The sequence below is a fragment of the Limnothrix sp. HT2024 genome (assembly GCF_059138625.1).
This window is the reverse complement of the sequence record NZ_CM181121.1, coordinates 2,884,112-2,905,305: the sequence shown is the minus strand read 5'-3', so window position 1 is coordinate 2,905,305 and position 21,194 is coordinate 2,884,112. Positions and strand designations below refer to the sequence as shown.

24 protein-coding genes are annotated in these 21,194 nt (G+C 54.0%); 15 read left to right on the top strand and 9 right to left on the bottom strand.

Annotated features, from left to right (window positions below):
* Window positions 1–25: 25 nt before the first annotated feature.
* Complete coding sequence (psaK, locus tag AC2IAX_RS11725) at window positions 26–292, top strand: photosystem I reaction center subunit PsaK (RefSeq protein ID WP_494387656.1); 267 nt, start codon at window positions 26–28, stop codon at window positions 290–292.
* 480 nt (window positions 293–772) lie between these two features.
* On the opposite strand, the gene AC2IAX_RS11720 is transcribed toward psaK, so the two are convergent.
* Window positions 773–2,584, bottom strand: a complete 1,812-nt coding sequence (locus AC2IAX_RS11720) for a hypothetical protein (RefSeq protein ID WP_494387655.1) — start codon at window positions 2,582–2,584, stop codon at window positions 773–775.
* 500 nt (window positions 2,585–3,084) lie between these two features.
* Here AC2IAX_RS11720 and AC2IAX_RS11715 point away from each other — a divergent pair, with 500 nt between their 5' ends.
* Window positions 3,085–5,589, top strand: coding sequence for an ATP-binding cassette domain-containing protein (locus tag AC2IAX_RS11715; protein ID WP_494387654.1), 2,505 nt, complete (start codon window positions 3,085–3,087; stop codon window positions 5,587–5,589).
* 311 nt (window positions 5,590–5,900) lie between these two features.
* Here AC2IAX_RS11715 and AC2IAX_RS11710 read toward each other — a convergent pair whose 3' ends face one another.
* Complete coding sequence (locus AC2IAX_RS11710) at window positions 5,901–6,866, bottom strand: glycosyltransferase family 2 protein (protein ID WP_494387653.1); 966 nt, start codon at window positions 6,864–6,866, stop codon at window positions 5,901–5,903.
* Window positions 6,867–7,050: 184 nt separating this feature from the next.
* Window positions 7,051–7,374, bottom strand: a complete 324-nt coding sequence (locus AC2IAX_RS11705; RefSeq protein WP_494387652.1) for a DUF29 domain-containing protein — start codon at window positions 7,372–7,374, stop codon at window positions 7,051–7,053.
* Window positions 7,375–7,484: 110 nt separating this feature from the next.
* Between AC2IAX_RS11705 and ureE the strand changes: the two genes are divergently transcribed.
* The 5 genes from ureE to AC2IAX_RS11680 all read left to right on the top strand — a co-directional run bounded on the left by ureE (window position 7,485) and on the right by AC2IAX_RS11680 (window position 10,217).
* Window positions 7,485–8,081 (top strand): urease accessory protein UreE, encoded by a 597-nt coding sequence (gene ureE, locus AC2IAX_RS11700; RefSeq protein WP_494387651.1) that lies wholly within the window; start codon window positions 7,485–7,487, stop codon window positions 8,079–8,081.
* Complete coding sequence (locus tag AC2IAX_RS11695; RefSeq protein WP_494387650.1) at window positions 8,074–8,766, top strand: urease accessory protein UreF; 693 nt, start codon at window positions 8,074–8,076, stop codon at window positions 8,764–8,766. The genes ureE and AC2IAX_RS11695 overlap by 8 nt, the downstream gene beginning before the upstream one ends.
* 76 nt (window positions 8,767–8,842) lie before the next feature.
* Entirely contained in the window at window positions 8,843–9,415 is a 573-nt protein-coding gene (locus AC2IAX_RS11690; protein WP_494387649.1) for a Uma2 family endonuclease, read from the top strand.
* 105 nt (window positions 9,416–9,520) lie between these two features.
* Window positions 9,521–9,880: a nucleotidyltransferase domain-containing protein gene (locus AC2IAX_RS11685; RefSeq protein ID WP_494387648.1), complete on the top strand. Its 360-nt coding sequence runs from the start codon at window positions 9,521–9,523 to the stop codon at window positions 9,878–9,880.
* Complete coding sequence (locus AC2IAX_RS11680) at window positions 9,843–10,217, top strand: HEPN domain-containing protein (protein ID WP_494387647.1); 375 nt, start codon at window positions 9,843–9,845, stop codon at window positions 10,215–10,217. Before AC2IAX_RS11685 ends, AC2IAX_RS11680 begins: the two co-directional genes overlap by 38 nt.
* Before the next feature lie 101 nt (window positions 10,218–10,318).
* Here the strand turns inward: AC2IAX_RS11680 and AC2IAX_RS11675 are convergent, their stop codons facing one another.
* Window positions 10,319–10,513, bottom strand: coding sequence for a hypothetical protein (locus tag AC2IAX_RS11675; protein ID WP_494387646.1), 195 nt, complete (start codon window positions 10,511–10,513; stop codon window positions 10,319–10,321).
* Window positions 10,514–10,909: 396 nt separating this feature from the next.
* On the opposite strand from AC2IAX_RS11675, the gene AC2IAX_RS11670 reads away from it, so the two are divergent.
* Entirely contained in the window at window positions 10,910–11,329 is a 420-nt protein-coding gene (locus AC2IAX_RS11670) for a type II toxin-antitoxin system VapC family toxin (protein ID WP_494387645.1), read from the top strand.
* A 167-nt stretch (window positions 11,330–11,496) separates the two neighbouring features.
* Here AC2IAX_RS11670 and AC2IAX_RS11665 read toward each other — a convergent pair whose 3' ends face one another.
* Window positions 11,497–11,676 (bottom strand): hypothetical protein, encoded by a 180-nt coding sequence (locus AC2IAX_RS11665; protein ID WP_494387644.1) that lies wholly within the window; start codon window positions 11,674–11,676, stop codon window positions 11,497–11,499.
* On the opposite strand from AC2IAX_RS11665, the gene AC2IAX_RS11660 reads away from it, so the two are divergent.
* On the top strand, window positions 11,675–12,091 hold the full coding sequence (locus tag AC2IAX_RS11660; protein ID WP_494387643.1) for a hypothetical protein: 417 nt from the start codon (window positions 11,675–11,677) through the stop codon (window positions 12,089–12,091). The genes AC2IAX_RS11665 and AC2IAX_RS11660 overlap by 2 nt on opposite strands.
* A gap of 43 nt (window positions 12,092–12,134) precedes the next feature.
* Here AC2IAX_RS11660 and AC2IAX_RS11655 read toward each other — a convergent pair whose 3' ends face one another.
* Together AC2IAX_RS11655 and AC2IAX_RS11650 are read right to left on the bottom strand one after the other, a co-directional pair.
* Window positions 12,135–12,548: an FmdB family zinc ribbon protein gene (locus AC2IAX_RS11655; protein ID WP_494387642.1), complete on the bottom strand. Its 414-nt coding sequence runs from the start codon at window positions 12,546–12,548 to the stop codon at window positions 12,135–12,137.
* Window positions 12,549–12,778: 230 nt separating this feature from the next.
* Complete coding sequence (locus AC2IAX_RS11650; RefSeq protein ID WP_494387641.1) at window positions 12,779–14,074, bottom strand: vWA domain-containing protein; 1,296 nt, start codon at window positions 14,072–14,074, stop codon at window positions 12,779–12,781.
* A 316-nt stretch (window positions 14,075–14,390) separates the two neighbouring features.
* Between AC2IAX_RS11650 and AC2IAX_RS11645 the strand changes: the two genes are divergently transcribed.
* On the top strand, window positions 14,391–14,939 hold the full coding sequence (locus AC2IAX_RS11645) for a hypothetical protein (RefSeq protein WP_494387640.1): 549 nt from the start codon (window positions 14,391–14,393) through the stop codon (window positions 14,937–14,939).
* 72 nt (window positions 14,940–15,011) lie between these two features.
* Here the strand turns inward: AC2IAX_RS11645 and AC2IAX_RS11640 are convergent, their stop codons facing one another.
* Complete coding sequence (locus AC2IAX_RS11640) at window positions 15,012–15,992, bottom strand: arsenic resistance protein (RefSeq protein ID WP_494387639.1); 981 nt, start codon at window positions 15,990–15,992, stop codon at window positions 15,012–15,014.
* Between the two features lie 261 nt (window positions 15,993–16,253).
* The gene (locus tag AC2IAX_RS11635; protein ID WP_494387638.1) at window positions 16,254–16,637 is read right to left on the bottom strand and encodes a DUF302 domain-containing protein; all 384 of its coding nucleotides are present in this window, start codon (window positions 16,635–16,637) and stop codon (window positions 16,254–16,256) included.
* Between the two features lie 236 nt (window positions 16,638–16,873).
* Here AC2IAX_RS11635 and AC2IAX_RS11630 point away from each other — a divergent pair, with 236 nt between their 5' ends.
* The 5 genes from AC2IAX_RS11630 to AC2IAX_RS11610 all read left to right on the top strand — a co-directional run bounded on the left by AC2IAX_RS11630 (window position 16,874) and on the right by AC2IAX_RS11610 (window position 21,191).
* Window positions 16,874–18,196, top strand: a complete 1,323-nt coding sequence (locus AC2IAX_RS11630; protein ID WP_494387637.1) for an NAD(P)/FAD-dependent oxidoreductase — start codon at window positions 16,874–16,876, stop codon at window positions 18,194–18,196.
* A complete protein-coding gene (locus AC2IAX_RS11625; protein WP_494387636.1) occupies window positions 18,177–18,551 on the top strand; it encodes an ArsR/SmtB family transcription factor in 375 nt (124 codons plus the stop codon). Before AC2IAX_RS11630 ends, AC2IAX_RS11625 begins: the two co-directional genes overlap by 20 nt.
* The gene (locus tag AC2IAX_RS11620; protein WP_494387635.1) at window positions 18,551–19,135 is read left to right on the top strand and encodes a Tll0287-like domain-containing protein; all 585 of its coding nucleotides are present in this window, start codon (window positions 18,551–18,553) and stop codon (window positions 19,133–19,135) included. Before AC2IAX_RS11625 ends, AC2IAX_RS11620 begins: the two co-directional genes overlap by 1 nt.
* Before the next feature lie 135 nt (window positions 19,136–19,270).
* Window positions 19,271–19,513, top strand: a complete 243-nt coding sequence (locus tag AC2IAX_RS11615; RefSeq protein ID WP_494387634.1) for a hypothetical protein — start codon at window positions 19,271–19,273, stop codon at window positions 19,511–19,513.
* 511 nt (window positions 19,514–20,024) lie between these two features.
* On the top strand, window positions 20,025–21,191 hold the full coding sequence (locus AC2IAX_RS11610) for an FIST signal transduction protein (RefSeq protein ID WP_494387633.1): 1,167 nt from the start codon (window positions 20,025–20,027) through the stop codon (window positions 21,189–21,191).
* Window positions 21,192–21,194: the final 3 nt, after the last annotated feature.

The window sequence follows — 21,194 nt, the reverse complement described above, 5'->3', positions numbered from 1 at the left end:
CGGGCGTTTCACCCCTTCAGAATCTATGTTGAACGTTTCTTTGTCCCTGCTGGCGGCTGTACCCACGACCCTCGAATGGAGTCCGAAGGTGGGTGCGGTGATGATTGCTTGCAATGTGCTGGCGATCGCCATCGGCAAATACTCGATCAAGTATCCCAGCGCGGCTCCGGCCCTGCCCTCGCCCGCTTTGTTCGGTGGGATGGGCTTCCCGGCCCTGCTGGCCACCACAAGCTTTGGCCACATTCTCGGGTTAGGGACAATCTTGGGCTTGTCCTATCTGGGCGCAATGTAAGGGGCGATCGCCCGATTTTGAAACTACCTGGTCATTCAGGGTGCATTGAACTCACCCAGTTTTTGACAGAGCGCGCGCCCAAAGGAGACCTGCAATTTCGCAAGACTCGGGCCGCAATGTGCTAAAAATTGGTGTGCCAAAACTAGTTTCCACTCCTCGCACCGCCATCGTCTAGCAATCGTTTATGTGCCGATCGGGTAGGGTTGCGTTTTGAACTTCAAAGCGACTCCTCTAATCCAGAGCTTCTTCAGAACTGATTGATAACGAATGGTTGAAGCGCCAAACTTCGGGACAGCATCCCCTGGGTTTGGCGCATTTTTTTTGGGCTGGCCAGGGCGATCTGATCCCGCATCCACTGCGAGATCCCCAGGGATCACAGGATCCTTGGGGGCAAGGGGTTTAAACCCCTTGTCTGGTGCTGGGGTGCTCTGGTGGGTGGGTGCTCTGGTGCTGGGGTGCTCGGAGCAGCAGGGCAAATGCTTAGTGGGTGAGGCGATCGATCACGGCCGGTAGCCATTGGCCGGGAATGCTGGAGAGAGCGCGGCTTTGGCCCTCAAGGCCCAGGTGTTGATAGATGGCGCGAATGGTGGCGATCGCCCCGCTGAGGGCCCGATCGCGCAGGGGGGGCTGATCCCCATGGGCGGTCAGAATCTGCACATAGGTCGCAAGGGCCCGATCGAGCTGGACTGCCCGATCGCTCCCCGTCAAGGGCAAGTAAGAATCGATGCCCAACTGTAGGTAAATCCAGGCCAGTTGGCTGGCGGCGGCGGCGCGATCGAACCCAAGAGGAATAGCGGGATCAATAGCCAAAGCTTGGGCATAGGCTTGGGCCGCCCGTTGCCAGCAGTCTCGCCGCCGCTGAGGATCCAGCGGTTGCAGTTGTCGCCCCAGTTGCCAATAGGTTGTGCCCAGGTTGTTTTGGGTGGCCGCATAGGCGGCGGGGCGATCGGCCGGGTTGCGATAGGGCAAGGCCGCTTCAAAGGCGCTGGCGGCCAGCAGCAACCACTGTTCTTGGACATCCACTTGAGCCAAGTTTAGGTAAGCGGTTCCCAAATTCGCCTGCACCGTACCGTAGAGCAGGTCGGGTTGCAGGCGATCGTCACCGGGATGCGATCGCCCGGCGGCCGGTTCAGTCCCCAAAGATTCTGCATATTCCGCCAAAGCCGCTCGGTAACTGTCGATCGCCCCCTGCAACCGGGTCACCGAGTCGCCATAGCGGGCCCAACTCCAAAGGGCCGTACCCAAATTATTTCGCGCCGCCACTCGCCAAGCCCGATCGCCGCCGGAACCATCCCCGATCGCCGCTCGGTAGGCCAACACCGCCCGCTCCCAAGCCTCGGCCGGATCGCCCCAGCGCACCCAATCGCCATAAACTCCGCCCAGGTCGTAGTACAGCGATCGCAGGGCGGCCGGCTCTCCGTGGGTTTGCACCCAGTCGATCGCCCGTTGATAGCATTGGGCCGCCGTTTCCAAGCTGGCCCGGGCCACTTCCGCCGTCACCCCCTTGGCCGCAGCTTTGGCGCGGGCCGCCGTGGCTTCCATCACCCACCGCTCCCAAACCGTCGGCGCAGGCGGACAGGGCGGCACAATCGGCTTGGCTCCTTCGTGGGGTCGGGGCAACACCGTCAGGGTCGGCCGTCCCCGATCGCGCCCACCAATCCAAGATCCAGCCCGATCGGCTCCCGACAAGGGATTCAGCAACACCGCTGGCTGGCCTTCAAACTCAAACGTGCCCGTACAACAGGCCCAAAACTGCGGAGCCGATTCCCGAATTGTGTAGAGCCAAGGGCGGGGAACCCACAACAACAAACTCAAATTCCCATGGGCCCAATTGCTGGCCAACGCTTCCAATTCCGCTAAAAATTGCCGTTGCAGTCGGGCCGCCTGCCGGGTCAGTTGTTCCACCCCCAACAGTTGCACCGTGGTTTCGGAAAGGGACTCGATCGCCCCGGAGAGGGTGGGTTGATGGGGTTCCAGGCGCAAGGTGGTGAGCTGCGGCGCGGGCAACTCCTGGGCCAACCGTCCCGCCAGCCGATCGCGCAGGGGCAAATCATCACAAACCACCAAAAACACCTGCCGCCGCAACCCCAATCCCAGGGACAGCCGCAACCGTTGATATAGCTCTTGGTTCCAACTGCCGGCCGCAGCGGAACGGGCGATCGAGCGTCTGGCCCGAGGGCGATCGGTCAAACTCTGGCTCGATCGACGGGCAGACCGAGCAACCCCCGGCACCTCCAGCAAGGACGAACCGGAATCGGCAAAACTTGACAGGATAGGCAGCAAAGTGGGCATGGCCAGCGTCCAGAAGCACGAGCGTAATCTCCTCTTCAAGACGGGTCACGCCGCTTCGGGATTTCCCAGGGCGATCGCCCGCCAATCGCCATTCAATTGTCATTCAATAGAAAATATTGGCGAAAATTGGCGAGAATTGGCGAAAAGATATTGGCGCGTCGGCCACAGCCCCTGAACGTTTCGCGATACTTTGATCGCAGGACTCGATCGCGCCGCTTTTCTGTTTCCCTGCCTCAAGCCGTCCCTGTAACAATACTTACCTCCAACTGGGCCGCCTAGATCCTGCCTTTTCTGTCACGATTTCAACAGAGTACCCCGAGGAAACCGCCAGTCAGCCGCAGCAAAGTAATCACTGTTTGATCACTGTTTGATCATTGTCTAGCCCCTGTTCAATTCCTGTTCAATCGCTGTTGATTGGCCCCCTTGGCATGAAACTTTCGCCCAGCAACCGTTTACTATTTGCCATTGCCCTTCGCAATTGGCTTTGGATTCTTGGGACTGTGATTCTAAGTTTCTGGAGCGGCATCTTTAACGGTGTCAGCATTGCCCTTTTGGTTCCGGGCATCCTGGCTTTTTTGGGTCGCAAAATTGACCTCGGAGCCGATGCCCCAGAACTGGTGCGTAACCTCCTTTCCACCTTTGATGCATTGCCCGAAGAGCAGCGGGGTGCTGCCATGGTGGCCACCATTGTGGGAGCCATTCTGATTAAAAACGTCCTGGCTTTTTTGAGCACTGCCGTTGGGGGGCACTTGTCCCGGGCCCTGGTCAATGACGGCACATTTCAAGGAATTCGGATGCTCCTCGGGGTGGGTTTGGATTTTTATAGCCGCACCAAAGCTGGCGATTTAATTCAACGCCTTGGCTCGGAAATGAGCGGAGCCGTGGGCACAATCAACACCGTGGTGCAAATTGTGGCCACGATGGTCACCTTGCTCACCTTCATTGGTTTATTGGTGGCCATTTCCTGGCAGCTCACGATTATTTCTAGTATTTTTGCCCTGTTGGTGGTACTGAGTAACCAACGATTTGCCAAAAAACTCAAGGAATATGGCAAACGGGGGGTGCAGCTCAGTCGGCTTTACACCAGTCAACTTCTGGAGGCGATCGGGGGGATTCGGTTAATCAAGGCCACCAGCAGCGAGGATTTGGAATATAACCGCTTAACGGGCACGTTGCTGAAGCGGCAACGGGTGGATTTACATTCCCAAACCTTCAGCTCTTTTGTGGCTTCGGTGAATGAATTTTTAGTAGTGGCTTCGTTGCTCTCGATCGTCTGGATTGGACGATTTGTGTTTCCCGGATCCCTCGAAGCCTATGCGGCCATTCTATTAACTTACCTATTCTTAATTTCGCGAGTTTTTGCCTTTGTCACCACCCTTGGGAAGGCGCTCAATAACTTAGCCCTTTGCTCGGCGGCCGTGGATGCCATGGTGCGTTTTTTAAGCCGCCAAGGCAAACATTTTGTGCCCGATGGGGCAGTGCCCTTTCCCGGTCTGCGGCAAGAAATTCGATTTGAAAATGTGTCCTTTGCTTACCCCAGCCGCGACAAAAGCCGGGTGCTCGATCGGGTCAGTTTGCGCATTCCTCGGGGGACAACCCTGGCCCTGGTTGGTTCCTCAGGGGCCGGCAAGTCCACCCTGGCGGATTTGATGATTCGGTTTTATGACCCCACGGGCGGCCGGATCACGATCGATGGCCAGGATTTGCGCACGTTTTCCCTCCGCAGTTTGCACCAGTCCATGGGCATCGTTAGCCAAGACACCTTTTTGTTTAACGACACGGTGCGGGCCAATATTGCCTATGGCTGCGAGGAGTTAACAGACAAGGCGGTGATGGAGGCGGCCAGGCGGGCCAATGCCTATGACTTCATCATGGATTTGCCGGAGCAGTTTGAAACCATGCTGGGCGATCGGGGGGTGCGCCTGTCTGGGGGCCAACAGCAGCGAATTGCGATCGCCCGGGCCCTGTTGCGCAACCCCGACATTTTGATTTTGGATGAGGCCACCAGCGCCCTGGATACGGTCTCGGAGCGCCAGGTGCAACAGGCCATTAACGAATTAAGCCGCGATCGCACCACGATCGTGATTGCTCACCGCCTGTCCACGGTGCAAAATGCCGACCAAATCGCCGTGCTCGATAAGGGGCAAGTGGTGGAGGTAGGAACCCATGCGGAGTTGCTGAGCAAGCGGGGTTACTATGCTCGCCTTTACGCGGTGCAGTTTTCCGAAAGCGCCACGAAAACCCCCGTCCGCTGCGAAAACGCCATGGAAAAACTGGTGATGGAGGAAACCATTTCCCAGTTGGGCGCATTGGAAGCAGAGGGGATCAAGATTGCCTTCGATCCGGGCAGTGTGATGGCTTGGGCCCTGAACCGATTGCCATCGCTCTATGCGGCCACCCAAGAGGGGGCTGCGTTTCAGCGCTACGTGGCGGAAGATGTGTGGCGATCGACAGTCAGCGATCGGGTGGCGGAGGCGATCGAACAAGTCCAGCAATCCCATTGGGAGGATGAGCGACATCCCCTGATTGAACAAATTCGGATGCGATCGGCGGTATTGGTGGAGCGGTTGTCCTATGAGGGACGGTTGCGGTTGAATGCGGTGATTGGCACGTTGGCGCTGTTGGCGGATGGGTTGGTGGAGTCGCCCCAGGAGGAATACGAGTCCCTGAAGGAGGCCTATCGAGCCACCATGCAGTTGCTGGCCACGCTGGAGTTGTTGGAGGATGCCACCGGGGGGCTGGAGTTCAAACCCCGATCGGGCAAAAAGGGCGATCGCGATGAGGCGCAAACCTCCATTTCCCGCGCGGTTTATCCACAGGTGAAACAGTTGGCGGAAATGCTGGAGATTTTGGCCAGTGAGCTGATTGATGAATTACTGCCCGATCAGTCCATTTCCCAACAGGCCAGCCGCCAAACCGACTATCGCGCGGCCTACGATGTGTCGATTTCGCTGCTCGATCGACTGGCGGCCATTGAAACTCGCGCCACGTCCTTAAGTGCTTAGAGGATGTCTGAAAAGTGTCTTTTGGCACGGGCAATGCACCAATAGTCGTGGGGGCAAGGGGCTTAAGCCCCTTGTCTTCGTCGATCGATGGGGCGTGCAGAGTATCGATTTTGGCTTTTCAGACATCCTCTTAGGGCTTGTCGTCATTTCCTAGGATCAGACGGAAACAGTTGATTTTCCATGTCCCAGTCGTTGTAACAAGGGGCTTGAGCATCTTGTCCCCCACGATCTACTAACGGCGGAATCAGGGTTTCAGGCGATTTGACGACACACCCTAGGAGAAGAAGGTTGTTGGGTCTTGCGGATTTGAGTTAGCTGAATCTGGACAAACCCGATCGCGACCACAGGCGATCGAACCGCGTTGGCCCCAAGAGGATCGTGAGGCCAATCTTGCCGCTGAGGATTGCCAAAAATCGCCATTCTCGCCACAGGTGCGGCCCAAACCACAGGGCCAGCAACAGCAACCGAGCCGATCGCCACCCACGCCCCCGATCGCGCGGCCCCGCCGTCAGGGCTTTGCAGGCTAATCCTTTGTAAAACCGCGATCGCGCCGATCGCCCCAAAGCCTGAGACCTTGGCCCCGCCTTGGCCAAATGGCACTCTAACACCGCATTACAAGCCCGCTCTAGCCGCCGCAAATTGGCCGAGGACGATCGATCCGAAACCCGGTAGCGCACTTGGGCCTCGGGAATCAGCACAAATTCACCCAACCCAGCCAGGCGCAACCACAAATCCCAGTCTTCCGCCGGAATGAGTTCCGTTTGGAAGCCCCCCACCTGCTCCAGGGCCGATCGACGAATCAGGGGATTGGAGCCATTTTCAATGAAATTATTCAGCAACAGGGCGGTGAACACCTGGCCCTGATGGCGATCGCGAAAGCCCGGGTGACGCAGTTGATTGTCATCATCCACATAGTCCGTCCAACTGTAGGCCAACACAGCGGCCGGGTTGTCCGCCAAGGCAGCCACCCGATCGGCCAAGGCCGTTGGAGTCCACCAATCATCCGCATCCAAAAAGGCAATCAGGGATCCCCGAGCCGCCGCCAAGCCGCAATTTCGGGCGATCGCCTGACCCCCGTTGGTCTGTCGCAACACCCGAATTCGCGGATCAGCCGTTTGCAGGGCAATCTCCCCCGTCTGATCCGTGGAGCCATCATCCACCACGATCGCTTCCCAATCTGTCCAAGTCTGCGATCGCAAGGCGGCGAGGGTTTCGGGCAAAGTGGCCGCCGCGTTATAGGCCGGAATGATGACTGAAACCTTAGGGCCTGTCGTCATTTCCTGGGATCCAGTAAAAATAGTTGATCTTCCATACCCTAACCACCCCAGACAAGGGGCTTAAGCCCCTTGCCCCCCCATGATCTCGTCCCGATGGAATCCAGGTTTCAGCTAATTTGACGACACCCCCTAGGGATGATCTACTCATACCAGGAATCAATTCAGAAATTAACGTTATGGGCGATTATGGGCGATCGCTCCATTCCGCAAAATCTACAGTCATAGCCTGTTCAAAGTTCAAGACTGGGGCGGTTGGGAACTGGTCGATCGGCAGATCGGTTTCAGCTTCTGCCTGCCTGCGAGCCTTCGCATAGGCTTTATCAACGAACTCCGAGAGTCGAGCTTGCAGGCTGGGATTATCGGTTAGCAGGTCTTCAATCTCGATCCGTGCATTTTTGATCGAAATTGACCATGAGCGCGATCGCCTGTGAGCTTGATAGTGCCACTTCAGGAGATGCAGATAGAGGCGTGCAAGCTGGTTAACGAGTGCGTCTCGTTTCGATGGCAAGTTTGACTAATAATTCAACTCTATTCTCTCTAGTAAGCTACAGAGTCAAGGAGAAACCCGATCGAGTAAGACAATGAGAATAAAGCAGCCAGTTTTGATGGAGCAGCCCTGTGACTTCGGGAAATTTGACCCAACAACCCAATTACCCAACCGAGTCCACCATTCCGCCTCACTGGGTGTTCACTCAGGTCGATCGCCCGGAACAGCCCGAGACCCAAACCCAGGATGCCGCCGCCCTTGATGCCGCCGCTGCCGATCATGGCCTGCGCCAGTTGGCCTTGGTGGCCGAGGATCGGGTGAAGGTGCGCCGACAGGTCACCCTTGATGATGGGACGGTGGCTTGGTTGCAACTGGCCCGGGGCACAGTGCTGCGGCCGGGCGATCGACTGCGCACCGCCCAGGGAGACTGTTGCCGGGTGGTGGCGCAACCGGAACCGGTGCTGACGGTGCGATCGCCCGATCGGCTGTCCCTGTTGCAAGCGGCCTATCATTTGGGCAACCGCCATGCGCCCCTGGAAATCACGATCGATTATTTGCGGCTCGCGCCGGATCCAACCCTGAAGGATTTGCTGGAACGACGCGGCCTCCAAGTGATTGAGGAAATCGCCCCCTTTGTGCCGGATCCGGGAGCCTATTCAACGGTCGATCGCACCCATCACGCCCACAACCATCATCACGACCACGCCCATTCCCACCACCATGAGTGAGCCACTGTCCCGATCGCTTGCCCTGTTGCAATTGGCTAGCCCGGCCTTGCCCGTGGGAGCCTTTAGCTATTCCGAGGCGATCGAAACCTTGGTGGACAAGGGCCAAGTGCGATCGGCTGCCGATTTGACCGACTGGTTGCGACAGGAGTTACGGGTGGGCAGCATTCGCCTGGAAGCGGCGGTCCTGCTGAAGGCGCGACAGGCGATCGATCAGGGCGATCGAGACTCTATTCACCACTGGAATCAATGGATTTCGGCCTTGCGAGAAACGGAAGAATTGCGGTTACAAAGTTGGCAAATGGGGCGATCGTTGGTCACCTTGGCCAAGGATCTCAACCCAGCCGATACCACCTTAGTGACGCTGAATCTGCAACCGGTGAACTATGCGATCGCCTTTGCCAGTTTGGCTGCCCATTGGCAACTGAGCCACGCGGAAATGTTGACCGCCTATCTACAATCTTGGGCCAGCAATTTGGTGAGCGCTGGGGTTCGTTCCATCCCGATCGGTCAAACCCAAGGTCAGCAAACATTACTCAATTTATGGCCCGATTTAACCGCCGCCATCACTGAAATTCAGCAACTCGCCACCGCTGATACGGATGATGATTGGTTTGCTTGTGGTTGGGGCCTCTCGATCGCCAGCATGACGCACGAAACCCAATACAGCCGCCTCTTCAGAAGCTAGTTAGCCGCTTGACTGATGTTTTTCTCATCGACCTGAAGCACAATAGAATTAGCTCGAAAATACCAGAGGAAAAAGAATGGTTGCCGCCAGAGAGAATCAGCCCCATTTCACACCGGAAGCCTATTTTGAGTGGGAAGCCCAACAGCTCGAACGGCATGAGCTAATCGATGGGCATGTCTACGCCATGACTGGCGGCACAAAAAACCACAGCGAGATCGCTAGCAACATTCTCATGATCATCAAGCCTCATTTACGAGGTGGTCAATGCCGAGTTTTTAATTCTGATGTAAAGATCAACATTCTTAATACATCTAACTATACCTATCCAGATCTCAGCGTGACTTGCGATGATCGAGACCAGAAAACTCCCCTTCACAGTACTTATCCTTGCTTGATTGTTGAAGTTCTCTCCCCCAGTACTGAGTCCTACGATCGCTGGAAAAAGTTTGAAAAATATCGCCGCAATCCAAATTTGATTGACTACGTGTTAGTTAGTTCCGAAGAGGTGGCGGTTGATATCTACCACAAGAATAGTGCGGGAAATTGGGTGATTTTGAGCTATCGATCGGGCGATCAGGTTGAACTGCAAAGTATTGGGCTAACCGTGGCGATCGAGGAATTCTATGAAGGAATTATGTTTGAAGAATAGTCAAAGTCCACCGACACGAAGTCATGAGGGTAAGGGGCTTAAGTCCCTTGTAACAAAGCCTGAGAGCAAGACAATCAATCACTCTATTTTTACCAGGAGTGTTGAATGATTAATTCATCGATTCGTCTGATTACCGATCAACAGATTTCAGAAATTTGCCAGACTATTGTTGAGCAGTTTCAACCTGAAAAAATTATCTTGTTTGGTTCCTATGCCTACGGTCAGCCCCACGAGTGGAGTGATCTAGACTTATTAATCATCATGGACTTTGAGGAACGGGCGATCGATTTAGCAGTGGAGCTTTGGCAAGCAACAAAGCCAGAATTTCCAGTAGATTTTATTGTCAAAACCTCTTATGAAATTCGATGGCGATATCAACAGTTTGATCCGCTAGTACGAGTGGCAATTGATCAAGGCAAGGTTCTTTATGACGCAAGTTCTTCAAGAGTGGCTAAAGCGATCTGAAGAAGATTGGCAAATTGTAAACCTTCTCATTCAGTCAGATTTAGATAGCTACGGATCAATTTGCTTTCATGCACAACAATGTATTGAAAAGTTGATGAAAGCACTCTTAATTCAAGCTGAAGTTGTGCCGCCCTACAGCCATGACTTATCGACACTCGATCGAATGCTCAGTTCCAGTTATCCAAACTGGCAAATTAACACCCAGGACTTAGCCTTTTTGACTCAATATGCTGTTGCGGCGCGATATCCAGGGCTGGAGGTTGATCGCAAAGATGCTCTAGATTGCATCAGTAAGTGTGCCAAATTACGATCAACTGCTTTAACTTTCTTGCAATGATTTAATGACTGTGAGCGTTGCTCGCAGATTGCTGCACAGATACAGCCCTACTAACTTTGATTCACCAATATTTAACGATTGTTCCAGTAATCTCTTCAACCTCAGTTGTCAAAATACTCCGCTAGCTCGATCGCGCGGAATTTGTGGAGAATGGGTTCCCTGAGGGCGGCCAGTTCATAAACAGGAAGTACCCCCGCGATCGGGTAGAGCATGGGCCGCATACTGGATTTATTCGCGATCCGGCGTTCTGCCAAGTTTTGGAGGCCCGGCTGCTCACCATCAGGAGATGCTGCCATGAAAACCAACCGATTTTTCTCGATTTTGACCGCCAGCCTGGCGATCGTCACGATCGTGCCTTGGGCAGCACCAGGCCAGGCCGAAAGGAATTGTATTTGAAGTGTAAGATATGATTTGCTCAGAACCCCAAATAACATTAACTGAAAAGACACAAGCATGACTTTATTGGAGCTTCGTGAGGCAACCTTAGCCTTGCCATGGCGAGATCGGTGGTTACTTCTTTGGACTGTCATTCGATCACTCTTCAGTTTCAAACAACAGGAAATGCCACCGACGATCCTTGAGCGCATGGGTGGATTACCAGAGCATTGGCTGCATGATGGTGACTTGGCTGATCGAGATTTAAGGCGAGTAGCCTTGGCCGATCGACTCCATCAATCCACTACAGATCAATCATGAAGCCAGCAAAAGTGCTAGTGGACTCAGGCGTTTTAATTGCTTTTTATAATGCTGAGGATCGATACCACAGTCGAGTTGTTGATTTCTTTGGCGCTTGTCGAAGTGAACTGATTACAACTTTGGCTTGTGTCACGGAAGTACTTTGGTTATTGAATAAAAGTTGGCAAGTTCAAAATATTTTTCTGAACCATTTAGCACAGAATATTTATTGCTGTGAGTCATTAAATCGTCATGATTTTCAAAGAATTGTAGAACTCAATGAACAATACTCAGATTTACCTGGAGACTTTGCAGATTTAGCATTGGTAGCTATTTCAGAACGATTACGAATTGCAGAAATTGCAACTTTAGATAAGGATTTCGATGTGTATCGTCGCTACCGCAAAGAGCCTTTCATTCGGGTCTTTCGCCCCTAACTTGATCAAACTCAGGTTACACATTACCCAACTACAGCCCTTACCTCGCTTAATAAGTACAGCAGACTGTAGGGTGAGCAATGCCCATCGACTAACAGCTTCGTATCATCTGCGATCTGACGTACCAATCGTTTGAGGTAAAGGCTGTATCTGCTCGCTAGTGAAGTCTAGCAGCATGAGATCGCGCGGAATTTGTGGAGAGTGGGTTCCCTGAGGGCGGCCAGTTCATAAACAGGAAGTGCCCCCGCGATCGGGTAGAGCATGGGCCGCATACTGGATTTATTCGCGATCCGGCGTTCTGCCAAGTTTTGGAGGCCCGGCTGCTCACCATCAGGAGATGCTGCCATGAAAACCAACCGATTTTTCTCGATTTTGACCGCCAGCCTGGCGATCGTCACGATCGTGCCTTGGGCAGCGCCGGCCCGGGCCGATTTGATTGCCCTGGGGCCGGGCATGAGTGAACCGATTCTTCGATCGGGCACGGCCGGCGGCAGCACCAGCACCAGTTGTGGCTTTGTGGCCGGTGCGCCCAACCATCGCTTGGCAGTGGGTCAGGATTTTGGCTCTCTGCGGGTGAAGGTGCAGGGGGGTGATGGGTTAACGCTGTTGGTGGTGGGGCCGAGCGGTCAATTTTGCATTCCGGCGGCTAATGGGGTGGCGGAAATGCCGGGCTATTGGAGCGCGGGCAACTATGAGATTTTTGTGGGCGATCGCAACCCCAGCAGCCGCCAACCCTATCAACTCTCGATTTCCACTAATTAATTGCCTAGTGCTCAAGATTAGGGATCGAAAACTGCATGAGCGTTCAATAGCGTTGGTCGGGTGGGGTGGCATCCCGTAGCTCTCGTTTGCCCACCTCCACCGCTTGCACATCGATCGTGCCGGGAGCCGATTGGCGCTGCACCGTTTGCCCCAACCCACTCAGGGTCGTGCCGCAGTTGGGACAGTTGCTGCTGAAGCCGCGCAGGGTGGTGACGGGATAGCCACAGGCGGGGCAGGGGCCGGCCACCAAGTTGCGCCGCAGCCACCATAAACCAACCACACTGAGCACGATCGGGGTCAAAATCACCAGCAACAGCAACCAACCGATCGCCTGCACCACCACCCCTAAACCGATCGCATTCAGCAGCCCGATCGCCCCTAAAATCAGCAACCAGGGCCCCAGGGCCGCGATCAGAATGGGCCAAGCTTGGGTTGATTTCCAATTAAAACGGTTCACGATCGGGTCAGCCTCTCAGCGAAACAATAGGGGCGATCGGGGTTTCTCAGAATTTGTTATTTAACTGTTAATTAGCCCCAACAATAATCCCAAGGTGCAGCAATGCCATGTTCAGCGCTGAGCCGTCTGGAATGCAGAAAATACCCCATTTCCAGTATGGGCCGCAGGGGTGGCCAACCCAAGCCGATCGGGGGTGAGGTTGCCCGGCGCGATCGGGCGGGATCGCCCCCCTAGCGAAGGGTGGTTTTTGAGGCAATGCGGGTCTTTTTGCGATCAGCCTCCGACAGGTCATCGCCCGCCTGGAGTTTGGTGGCCTGGGTTTGCAGCACCGTCGCCGCGTTGCGATCGCCCATTTGCAAAGCCGTTTGGGCCGCCGCTTGCAGCATGGTCACCGCCCCTTGGCGATCGCCCGTTTGCAGCTTGGTTTCAGCAATTTGGGTTTGGCGATATTTGGCCAATGCGCCGATGTGAGCCTGTACTGGGGCATTGGGAGCCGGGTGAAAGAGTTCGAGCGATCGCCCCATCACCGCGATCGGCTCCGACAGCACATCCACCTGACCCGTGGCCGGATCGTCATAACAAACCTGCACCTGAACCAACCGATGATCCCCCGGCGGCAACTGAGCCACATAGGCATTCACCAACACCACCCGCGGCCCATCCACCATCAAATCGCCCAACCGCACCTCCAGCCGACCATCGGGCAACTCCAGGGCCGTCAGTTCCACCGTTTCCGGGGCCACCTGAGCGATCGGCTTCAGCTCCGCCAAGCGCACAGGTGACTCCAACGCCAACAACAACCGCGCATTGGTTAACTGCACCGACTGCACCCGAGCCAAGAGCGTTTCAAAGGCGGCGGGTGCATCTTCCGGCTGTTCGATGTAGCAAAGGGCCCCGGCCCCCGCGTCGGCAATCTGTTCCAGGGTGTCTTGGTTCCAATGGCTGCCGAATCCGAGGCAATGGACTGAAATGCCGTAGCTCGCGGCCAATTCCGCCATCTTTAAACAGCGGGGATCGTTGCCATGCTCGTTTTCCCCATCGGTTAGCAGGAAAATTTGCGACACCGAGGGCGCAGTGGGCAAGATTCCGCCTGGATCGGCTTTGATGTTGCCCAACAAACCCGATTCCTTACGCGATCGCGCCAGTTCTTCAATGCCCAGCTTCAAACCTTCATCAATGCAAGTGCCGCCGCCGGCCGCTAAACCCTCGATCGCCTGCAAAATTGACAGCGGCTCCGGGGCCACTTCCTGACAAGGCAAAATCACTTGGGCCTCGTGGTCAAAGGCCACCAACGACAGGCGATCGCCCAGGGCCAACTGACCCACCAGCTGACGCGCCGCCGCTTTCACCATCTCCATCGGTCGGCCGCGCATGGAACCGCTGCGATCGAGAATCAAGCACAGGTTCGATCGCACCCGCCCATGGCCGGCCTGGGCCGCCACCGAAATCGCCAGTTGCCGCTGGTTACGGGCCAACTTGGCATCCAAATTGGCATCACTGAGGGCACATTGCACAAGGGCTGGCATGACTTGCACCTCCTGCCGGAGAAAAAACATATTGAACGCTGGCGGGCCCCAACCATCGCCATCCAAACGATAGCAAGGAACCCAACGCTGAAACTTTCAACCGCACTGAAGACCAATCATCGCCCCGACAACCGACGCACCGGCAGCCCAAGGAATCGCCACCCCCAGCAAAGCACCCACAGCAAAGCACCCGCAGCAAACATTGATTGAGAACCATTGAGCAGCCACAAGCGATGGCTTTTTTCTAGGCTATGACTGAAGCGCGACCGGAATCTATCCTGAATCGTCCCGCTTTCTCCGGTTCTAACAAAATTCTATGCAGAAGATTCACCCGAATCTGCGGCGATGGTTGCTTGGCCTCGTGAGTCCCGTGGTGATGATCGGGGCGATCGGGCTGCCGGCCCAAGCGGAGACCATTGCGCCCAGCTTTTTTCAAGGATCGACTCCCCTCAGCCTCACGCTTCAGGAATTGGACGATCAGTGGCGCGTGTTCAGTGTCACGGGGCAAATTGAAACCAGCAACATGCTGTCCCTAACGGCGGCAATTTTTGGCGCATCGCCCAGCGACTATTACACCAAGGGCGAGATTGCGGAGGTGGGCGGCGAGCGCTTTTTGGTTGCCTACCGTGTCATGCCCGGCAGCATTACGGAACCGGCCGCCGTCAATGGCAGCACGCCGATTCATGTGTCGCTGATTCATCTCGATCAGGTGGCTTCTTTGAATGATTTCCGGCCCTTCAGCCTGGTGACGGAGATCGATCGCCTCAAGGCCCTCATCCAAAGCCGCGCCGCTTCGCCGTTCAATATGTTCAACGGTGGCGGCCCGCCGCGCTCTTTGCCGCCCCTTCCCCGATCGACTCCCTAAAACCTTTTCCGAAAACTTTTCAGGGCGATCCAAACTGATCGCCCTTCCGATCACCTCAGAGCAGCCCAGCCGCTACAGACCTTCCACAACAGGTTTACCAAACCAGCGATCGCTTAGCTTCACGTACCAAGCCGCCGCCTGTACCTGGATGATGTAGCTCATAGAAATAATTAGGGCAATTTCAGCGCCCGCCTTAGCCCCAAATACCGTCATTGCAATAGCCAGGGCGATCGACAAATTACGCATCACCGTGCCATAGACCAGAGCGATCGCATCTTCGCGGGAAAACCAAATTTTGCCCACCACCGTACTCAACACAAAGTTGATCAGGTAAATCAGCATCAACGGCCCGAAATAGCCCAGAAACACGAGCGGTGAAGCCACAATCGCCTTCGCTTTCAGCGCCATTGCCACAAACACAATTCCCAACACGCCTAGGGTTGAAAAGACTGGAAACTTTTTCTTCAGGTTTCCCTCATACTTTTGTTTTCCAACCGTTGAAATCAGCACTTTTTTCGTGACCAAACCCAAAATCATGGGCAAAAACACCACGATCGCAATTTGCTTAAAGGTTTCCATCAAGGGAATTTCAATGGCTCGTCCTAGCAAAGCTTGGGCATAGAGGGGCGTGGCCAGAGAACCTAAAATCAAGCCAATCACAGTCATTTGAATTGCGGCTGTCAGGTTTCCCTTCGCAAAACCTGTCCAAGAAATGGTCATGCCGCTGGTGGGAAGCAATCCCGTTAACAACAACCCCAGCCAAATCAGCGGTTGATCGCGGAAGAAAAGCCAGCCAATACCATAAGCCAAAAATGGCACAAGTCCAAAGTTAATAAACTGGGCAACCCCTTGCAGTTTCCAGTTTCCCCCAGCCACCAACTTGCCAAATTGCAAGTTGATCATCATTGGATAAACCATGAGAAAGGTGAGGGGAACAATTAGATCCTTGAGTCCCCCCGGATCAGTGACAAGTCCAAATAAAATTCCTGCAGCCATGAAAATTGGCACTGACCAAATCAGTTGATTTTGCAGCAGTGCTAGTAATTTCCACATATTGATTGTTCTCCAAATTCTTGATGCTTGAATGACCTAACAGGGCAAATGAATTGAAGCATTGTTCAACCGGTTTAGGCTTTACCCGATCGCCCTTGATCACGCTTTCCAGTCAGATAAGAAACTAGACAACCAGCAACAAGACCACCGTCCCCCACGATTACCGTTTTGCCTGCAAGCAACTTTGGAGCGGGGGGTGAGACATGCGGGTTGCGGGCCGACTCACGCGGGCGGTTCACTCAGCGGGCGATCGGGCAGGAGCTATAGCTGTTCCATCACCTTGTCCATCAAGGTTTTGGCTTCCAGAGCAAGACCCTTGGCCTCTGGGTTTTCAAGGGCTGCAAACATGACTGTGGGGTCGATCGCAGACACTTCCACAGTTCCGCCCGCCTGTTCTTGCACCACCACATTGCAGGGATAGAAAACGCCGGCTTTGTCTTCCGCTTGCAAGATGCCGTAGGCAATGCGTGGATGGCAGGCTCCCAGGATGGTGTAGCGCCGGAATTCCGCATCGAGTTTTTGTTTAAAGGCCGCTTTGGCATCAATTTCCGTCAGCACCCCAAAGCCTTGCTGTTTGAGGGCTTCTTTGGTGTGGGTAATGGCTTCATCAAAGGGCAGATTCAGAACTTTGCTGAGGTGATACATCTGAAAAAACTCCGCAATGGGTAATAGAGGTGGTTTGGGGCAATTCCGTCAGCCCCAGGGCAAAAACCCAGCAGATGGGAAAAGACGGGGCGATCGCAGGCAAGACAATCAACCCCTGGAAATCTTGCCAGCCGGAGATTTGGGGATTCGGAGGAATTGCGATCGGGACTTGCTGCTTTCTGTATAATAAACTATATAACTAAATAAGCAAGTACGAAACAAGGGAGCACCCGGCAATGGCACAGGTAATCGTGATCGGTGCAGGATTAGGCGGTTTGCCCACGGCCTATGAACTGCGACATTGGCTCAAGGGCGGGCATCAAATTACCTTGGTGTCTGACCGTCCCCAGTTCACCTTCATTCCGGGCCTGATTCAGGTGGCCTTGGGCAAAATTCCCCTGGAGCATGTGCAGCTTGATGTGGCTTCCCTCTGCCAGCGCCATGGGTTGGAGTGGGTGGACAGTGCGGTGGTGCGGGTGGATCCCGATCGACAAACGGTGCAGCTCGCCAATGATCAGGTGCTTTCCTACGACTACTTAGTCATTGCCAGCGGCCCTTCATTGGCTTTTGATGAAATCCCCGGTTTGGGGCCCCACGGGGGGTATACCCAGTCTGTTTGCAATCCCGCTCATGCGCTGATCGCCCGGGAGGCCTGGGAAGCTTTTCTGGAAAATCCGACGGATTTGGTGGTGGGAGCCGCGCCGAAAACCGGTTGCTTGGGGCCGGGTTATGAGTTTGCACTGCTGGCCGATGAGGAATTGCGCAAACGCGGCCTGCGGGATCAGGTGACGATTACCTACATCACACCGGAACCCTACGCGGGCTATTTGGGGCTGCCGGATCTGTATATGGCTCGCGAGCTAACGGAAGGAGCTCTGGCAGAGCAGGGGATACAGGTGGTGACCAATGCGGAGATCGATCGAGTGTTGCCCGATCGAGTGGAACTCGCCGATGGTCGCCAATTTCCCTTTGGCTACGCGATGATTTTGCCCGCTTTCCGGGGAGCGGAATATGTGCAGGCTTCTGGGTTAGGGAACGATCGAGGCTTTATTCCGATCCTGCCCACCCAGCGCCACCGAGACCACGAGCGGATCTATGCCCTGGGGGTGAGTGTGCATCTGGAGCAGCCCTATCACACACCTGTCCCGATCGGGCTACCCAAGAGCGGCCAAATGACCGAAGCCATGGGCGCAGCGGTGGCCTACAACATCGCCGTGGACTTGGGATCTTTGCCCCGTCCACACCAAGTTCCCACCCTCGAAGCCCTTTGCTTTGCGGAATTTGGCCAAACCGGCATTGCCTACATTGCTGCCCCAATTTTGCCTGATCCCGTTAGTGGCCAACGACGCTATTCCTACGCCACCCGAGGCGCTTGGGTGAATTGGGCAAAAGCAGCCTTTGAACGCTACTTCCTACTCAAAATGCAATGGGGAATTGGGCTACCCTGGTTTGAACTGTGGGGGCTAAAGCTTTTATTTGGCCTTTCGCTCCTGCGGCCCATTTCCCAATCCTTTGAGCCAAACACTGGCTCTCATCTTCATGCCCCGCACCACACCTAATTCCCTGTTGAACTTGTCGGCTGAAATGACTCCCGCTGCGGCCAGCCCTGATTTAGATCGACTCGCTGACCTGTTCAAATTGTTGGGCGATCGCAGTCGATTGGGAATTCTTTGGCGCATTTGCCAAGGTGAGTGCAATGTTACCGAAATTAGCGAATCAACGAGTCTGAGCCAAGCCAACGTTTCCAAACATTTGCAAATGTTACGAATGGCTCGGTTGGTAGCCTGTCGGAAGGAAGGAAATGCGCGAATTTACTTTCTTTCTGATCAGAAATATTTAGGGCTTTGTGCTCAATCATTGATTGATCTTTCCACTTTTTCCCCACCGGAGATTTCCACATGCGACGAATCCTAATGGTTGGTATCAGTCTGATTTGGGCGATCGCCCTCAATTGTGCGATCGCCCCGGTAGCCCAAGCCAACGCCAGCCCCGAGCAATTGACCAAAGCGGTGGAAGCCATTGAAAACCTCGATGCTCTGCGATCGGGACTCGCCTCCACCTTGGAAGGCCAAACCGCTCCCCCCACTGCCGAAACCATGAAAGCCGTGTGTAAGCCAGTGGGAATGGAAGCCAAACGGATCGCCCAAACGGAAGGTTGGCAGTTGCGCCAAGTTTCCCAAAAGTATCGAAACCCAGAACATCGGCCCCAGAACGCCACAGAATTGGCGGTCTTAGAACAGTTTTCAGCCAATCCCGAATTACAAGGTTTGTGGCAGCGAGGCCAGGTGAATGGCCAGCCTGGAATGCACTATTTTCGCCGCATTAATGTATCGCCTGGTTGTTTAGCTTGTCATGGGCAAAAATCCCGCCGGCCCAAATTCGTAGCCGACAACTATCCCGAAGATCTGGCCTACAATTTCAAGCCCGGCGATTTGCGAGGAATGTACGCCACCTTTATTCCCGATTTAGCGGCCGCTTTGACTGAATCCGGATCATAATTTTCAGTCCACCATATTTGGCCCACAGGGCGTTAAACGCCTGACTGAATCCCGGGTTGAAGCTTGATGATCACGCCTTTCAAAAGTATTTCCAAGCGTCACAAAAAATTCCCAAACAATTGGCAGGAAAAGACCATGCAGATTCAAGCGCTCGTGACCCATGACATGACGTTAATGAGCGATCGCACCAGTGTGACGATCGTGGGGCAACGGATCTGTCATTTGACCAACGAGGTGCATTTGAGCTTTGCGTTAAAACAGCCTCAATCACTGGATGATTGTTTGGGGCAAACGGAATCGCTGTGTTTGGTAATGTCCGATGAGGACGCGCGGCTGTTGGGGCGATTGCTGTTGGATTTGGCGACGACAGAGGATTGACTTAGGCCATAGGGCGATCGACCGTCGCAGCCCATTGCTCGATCGGCTCGATCGTCCACAATTCCACTCCTGAGTCACGAGCAGCCAAACCGTCTCTCAGTCCCCAATCAGCAGAAAATCAAGTCATGCAGACTCGAACAGCATCAAGATCCTGACTTGAGTGCTGTTCTTTCGGCATGGGAGGCTGTAACAAAGTTGACTCATCCCTCAACAGAAAATAATCCCGCCCTTGCGGTTTAATAGATCGTTGTAGTGGCTCAAGGGGTAGTAGTGATTTATACATTCGCCATGTCATCATTTGCCAAATTGTAGTAACAACAGAGGGTAATGAGCTGGATATGCCCCCTATCGCAGATTAGACAAAGCATTTATTATTTTTCGCTCATGAAACTTAACTTGATCGTCAGTGTCGGTCAGGTAATAATTCCTGTTGAAAGATGACTGACATCGTAAAGCTTTCAGGGCACTCAAGCCAATCACATTGATCAGTCCCCTTGCGGAGAAAAGGCACATGCTCAAAACAATTCTTGGTCATAGCGATGATCCTGACTCCCAAGATGCTATTGAAGAAGTGCTAGAACAATGTACCCGTGAATTAGCGGGAATGCTGCCCAAGGCAGGACTATTATTTGCGGCTATTGATTTTGATCATGCCTTAATTTTACAAAAAATCAATCAGACTTTTCCGAATTTGCAACTCATTGGTTGCACCACCGATGGAGAGATCTCTTCGATTTTAGGGTTTCAACAAGACTCGCTGACCCTAACGTTATTTTGCTCAGACACCGTGGAAATTTATGCGGGTGTGGGTCGCCAAACCGAACAGGACGCGATCGCCGCTGCTCGCCAGGCCGTGCAGCAAGCCACCGAAAAAAGCCTAACCCCCGCAAAGCTCTGCATCACAGTTCCAGCCAGTTATACGGCCGATGGTTCAACAACCAGCGGCGAGCAAATTCTGAAAGGATTGGAGCTGGCTTTAGGGAAAAATGTCCCCGTTGTGGGTGGCACCGCAGGCGATCAATTTCGATTCAAAAAAACCTATCAATTTTTTGGAACAGAAGTTTTCACCGATGCTCTGCCGGTTCTGATTTTTGCTGGAGATTTGCGCTTTTCCCATGGCACGGGCTGCGGTTGGCAGCCCATTGGCTCCAAGAGCACAGTCACCAAATCTCACAACACAGTTTTGTATGAAATTGATGGTCAATCGGCGCTGAACTTTTACCAAAAATACTTGGGCGATCGCTCTCCTACCGCAGAGCATCCTCTCTATGTTTATGAAGGAGATAGCGATCGCTGCTATCTACGAGTCCCCAACACCTGCGACCTAGAAACCGGCAGCATTAATTTTTTGGGAAATATTCCCCAAGGCGCAACTGTGCAACTGGCTGAAATTAGCCGAGATCAAGTGATTGCTGCCTCTGAAACTTCTTTCAAAATGGCTCTAGACAATTATCCTGGAACAGAGCCAGAGGCAGTGTTGCTTTTCTCTTGTTGTTGTCGTCGTTGGTTGTTGGGAACCCGAGCCAAGGAAGAATATGATTTAGTCAAAAATGCGCTACCTAAAATTATGCCGATCGCGGGCTTTTATACCTATGGCGAATTTGCACCGCTTCAACAACAGGGTTCTAATTACTATCACCAAGAAACTTTCATTACCTTGCTTTTAGGCACAGCATAAAAG

Bases quoted from the DNA above. Each gene is read 5' to 3' on its own strand.
- psaK (WP_494387656.1), top strand. From the start codon at position 26: ATGTTGAACGTTTCTTTGTCCCTGCTGGCGGCTGTACCCACGACCCTC.
- AC2IAX_RS11720 (WP_494387655.1), bottom strand. From the start codon at position 2,584: ATGCCCACTTTGCTGCCTATCCTGTCAAGTTTTGCCGATTCCGGTTCG.
- AC2IAX_RS11710 (WP_494387653.1), bottom strand. From the start codon at position 6,866: ATGACGACAGGCCCTAAGGTTTCAGTCATCATTCCGGCCTATAACGCG.
- AC2IAX_RS11695 (WP_494387650.1), top strand. From the start codon at position 8,074: ATGAGTGAGCCACTGTCCCGATCGCTTGCCCTGTTGCAATTGGCTAGC.
- AC2IAX_RS11690 (WP_494387649.1), top strand. From the start codon at position 8,843: ATGGTTGCCGCCAGAGAGAATCAGCCCCATTTCACACCGGAAGCCTAT.
- AC2IAX_RS11685 (WP_494387648.1), top strand. From the start codon at position 9,521: ATGATTAATTCATCGATTCGTCTGATTACCGATCAACAGATTTCAGAA.
- AC2IAX_RS11680 (WP_494387647.1), top strand. From the start codon at position 9,843: ATGACGCAAGTTCTTCAAGAGTGGCTAAAGCGATCTGAAGAAGATTGG.
- AC2IAX_RS11675 (WP_494387646.1), bottom strand. From the start codon at position 10,513: ATGGCAGCATCTCCTGATGGTGAGCAGCCGGGCCTCCAAAACTTGGCA.
- AC2IAX_RS11670 (WP_494387645.1), top strand. From the start codon at position 10,910: ATGAAGCCAGCAAAAGTGCTAGTGGACTCAGGCGTTTTAATTGCTTTT.
- AC2IAX_RS11660 (WP_494387643.1), top strand. From the start codon at position 11,675: ATGAAAACCAACCGATTTTTCTCGATTTTGACCGCCAGCCTGGCGATC.
- AC2IAX_RS11665 (WP_494387644.1), bottom strand. From the start codon at position 11,676: ATGGCAGCATCTCCTGATGGTGAGCAGCCGGGCCTCCAAAACTTGGCA.
- AC2IAX_RS11650 (WP_494387641.1), bottom strand. From the start codon at position 14,074: ATGCCAGCCCTTGTGCAATGTGCCCTCAGTGATGCCAATTTGGATGCC.
- AC2IAX_RS11645 (WP_494387640.1), top strand. From the start codon at position 14,391: ATGCAGAAGATTCACCCGAATCTGCGGCGATGGTTGCTTGGCCTCGTG.
- AC2IAX_RS11640 (WP_494387639.1), bottom strand. From the start codon at position 15,992: ATGTGGAAATTACTAGCACTGCTGCAAAATCAACTGATTTGGTCAGTG.
- AC2IAX_RS11635 (WP_494387638.1), bottom strand. From the start codon at position 16,637: ATGTATCACCTCAGCAAAGTTCTGAATCTGCCCTTTGATGAAGCCATT.
- AC2IAX_RS11630 (WP_494387637.1), top strand. From the start codon at position 16,874: ATGGCACAGGTAATCGTGATCGGTGCAGGATTAGGCGGTTTGCCCACG.
- AC2IAX_RS11625 (WP_494387636.1), top strand. From the start codon at position 18,177: ATGCCCCGCACCACACCTAATTCCCTGTTGAACTTGTCGGCTGAAATG.
- AC2IAX_RS11620 (WP_494387635.1), top strand. From the start codon at position 18,551: ATGGTTGGTATCAGTCTGATTTGGGCGATCGCCCTCAATTGTGCGATC.
- AC2IAX_RS11615 (WP_494387634.1), top strand. From the start codon at position 19,271: ATGCAGATTCAAGCGCTCGTGACCCATGACATGACGTTAATGAGCGAT.
- AC2IAX_RS11610 (WP_494387633.1), top strand. From the start codon at position 20,025: ATGCTCAAAACAATTCTTGGTCATAGCGATGATCCTGACTCCCAAGAT.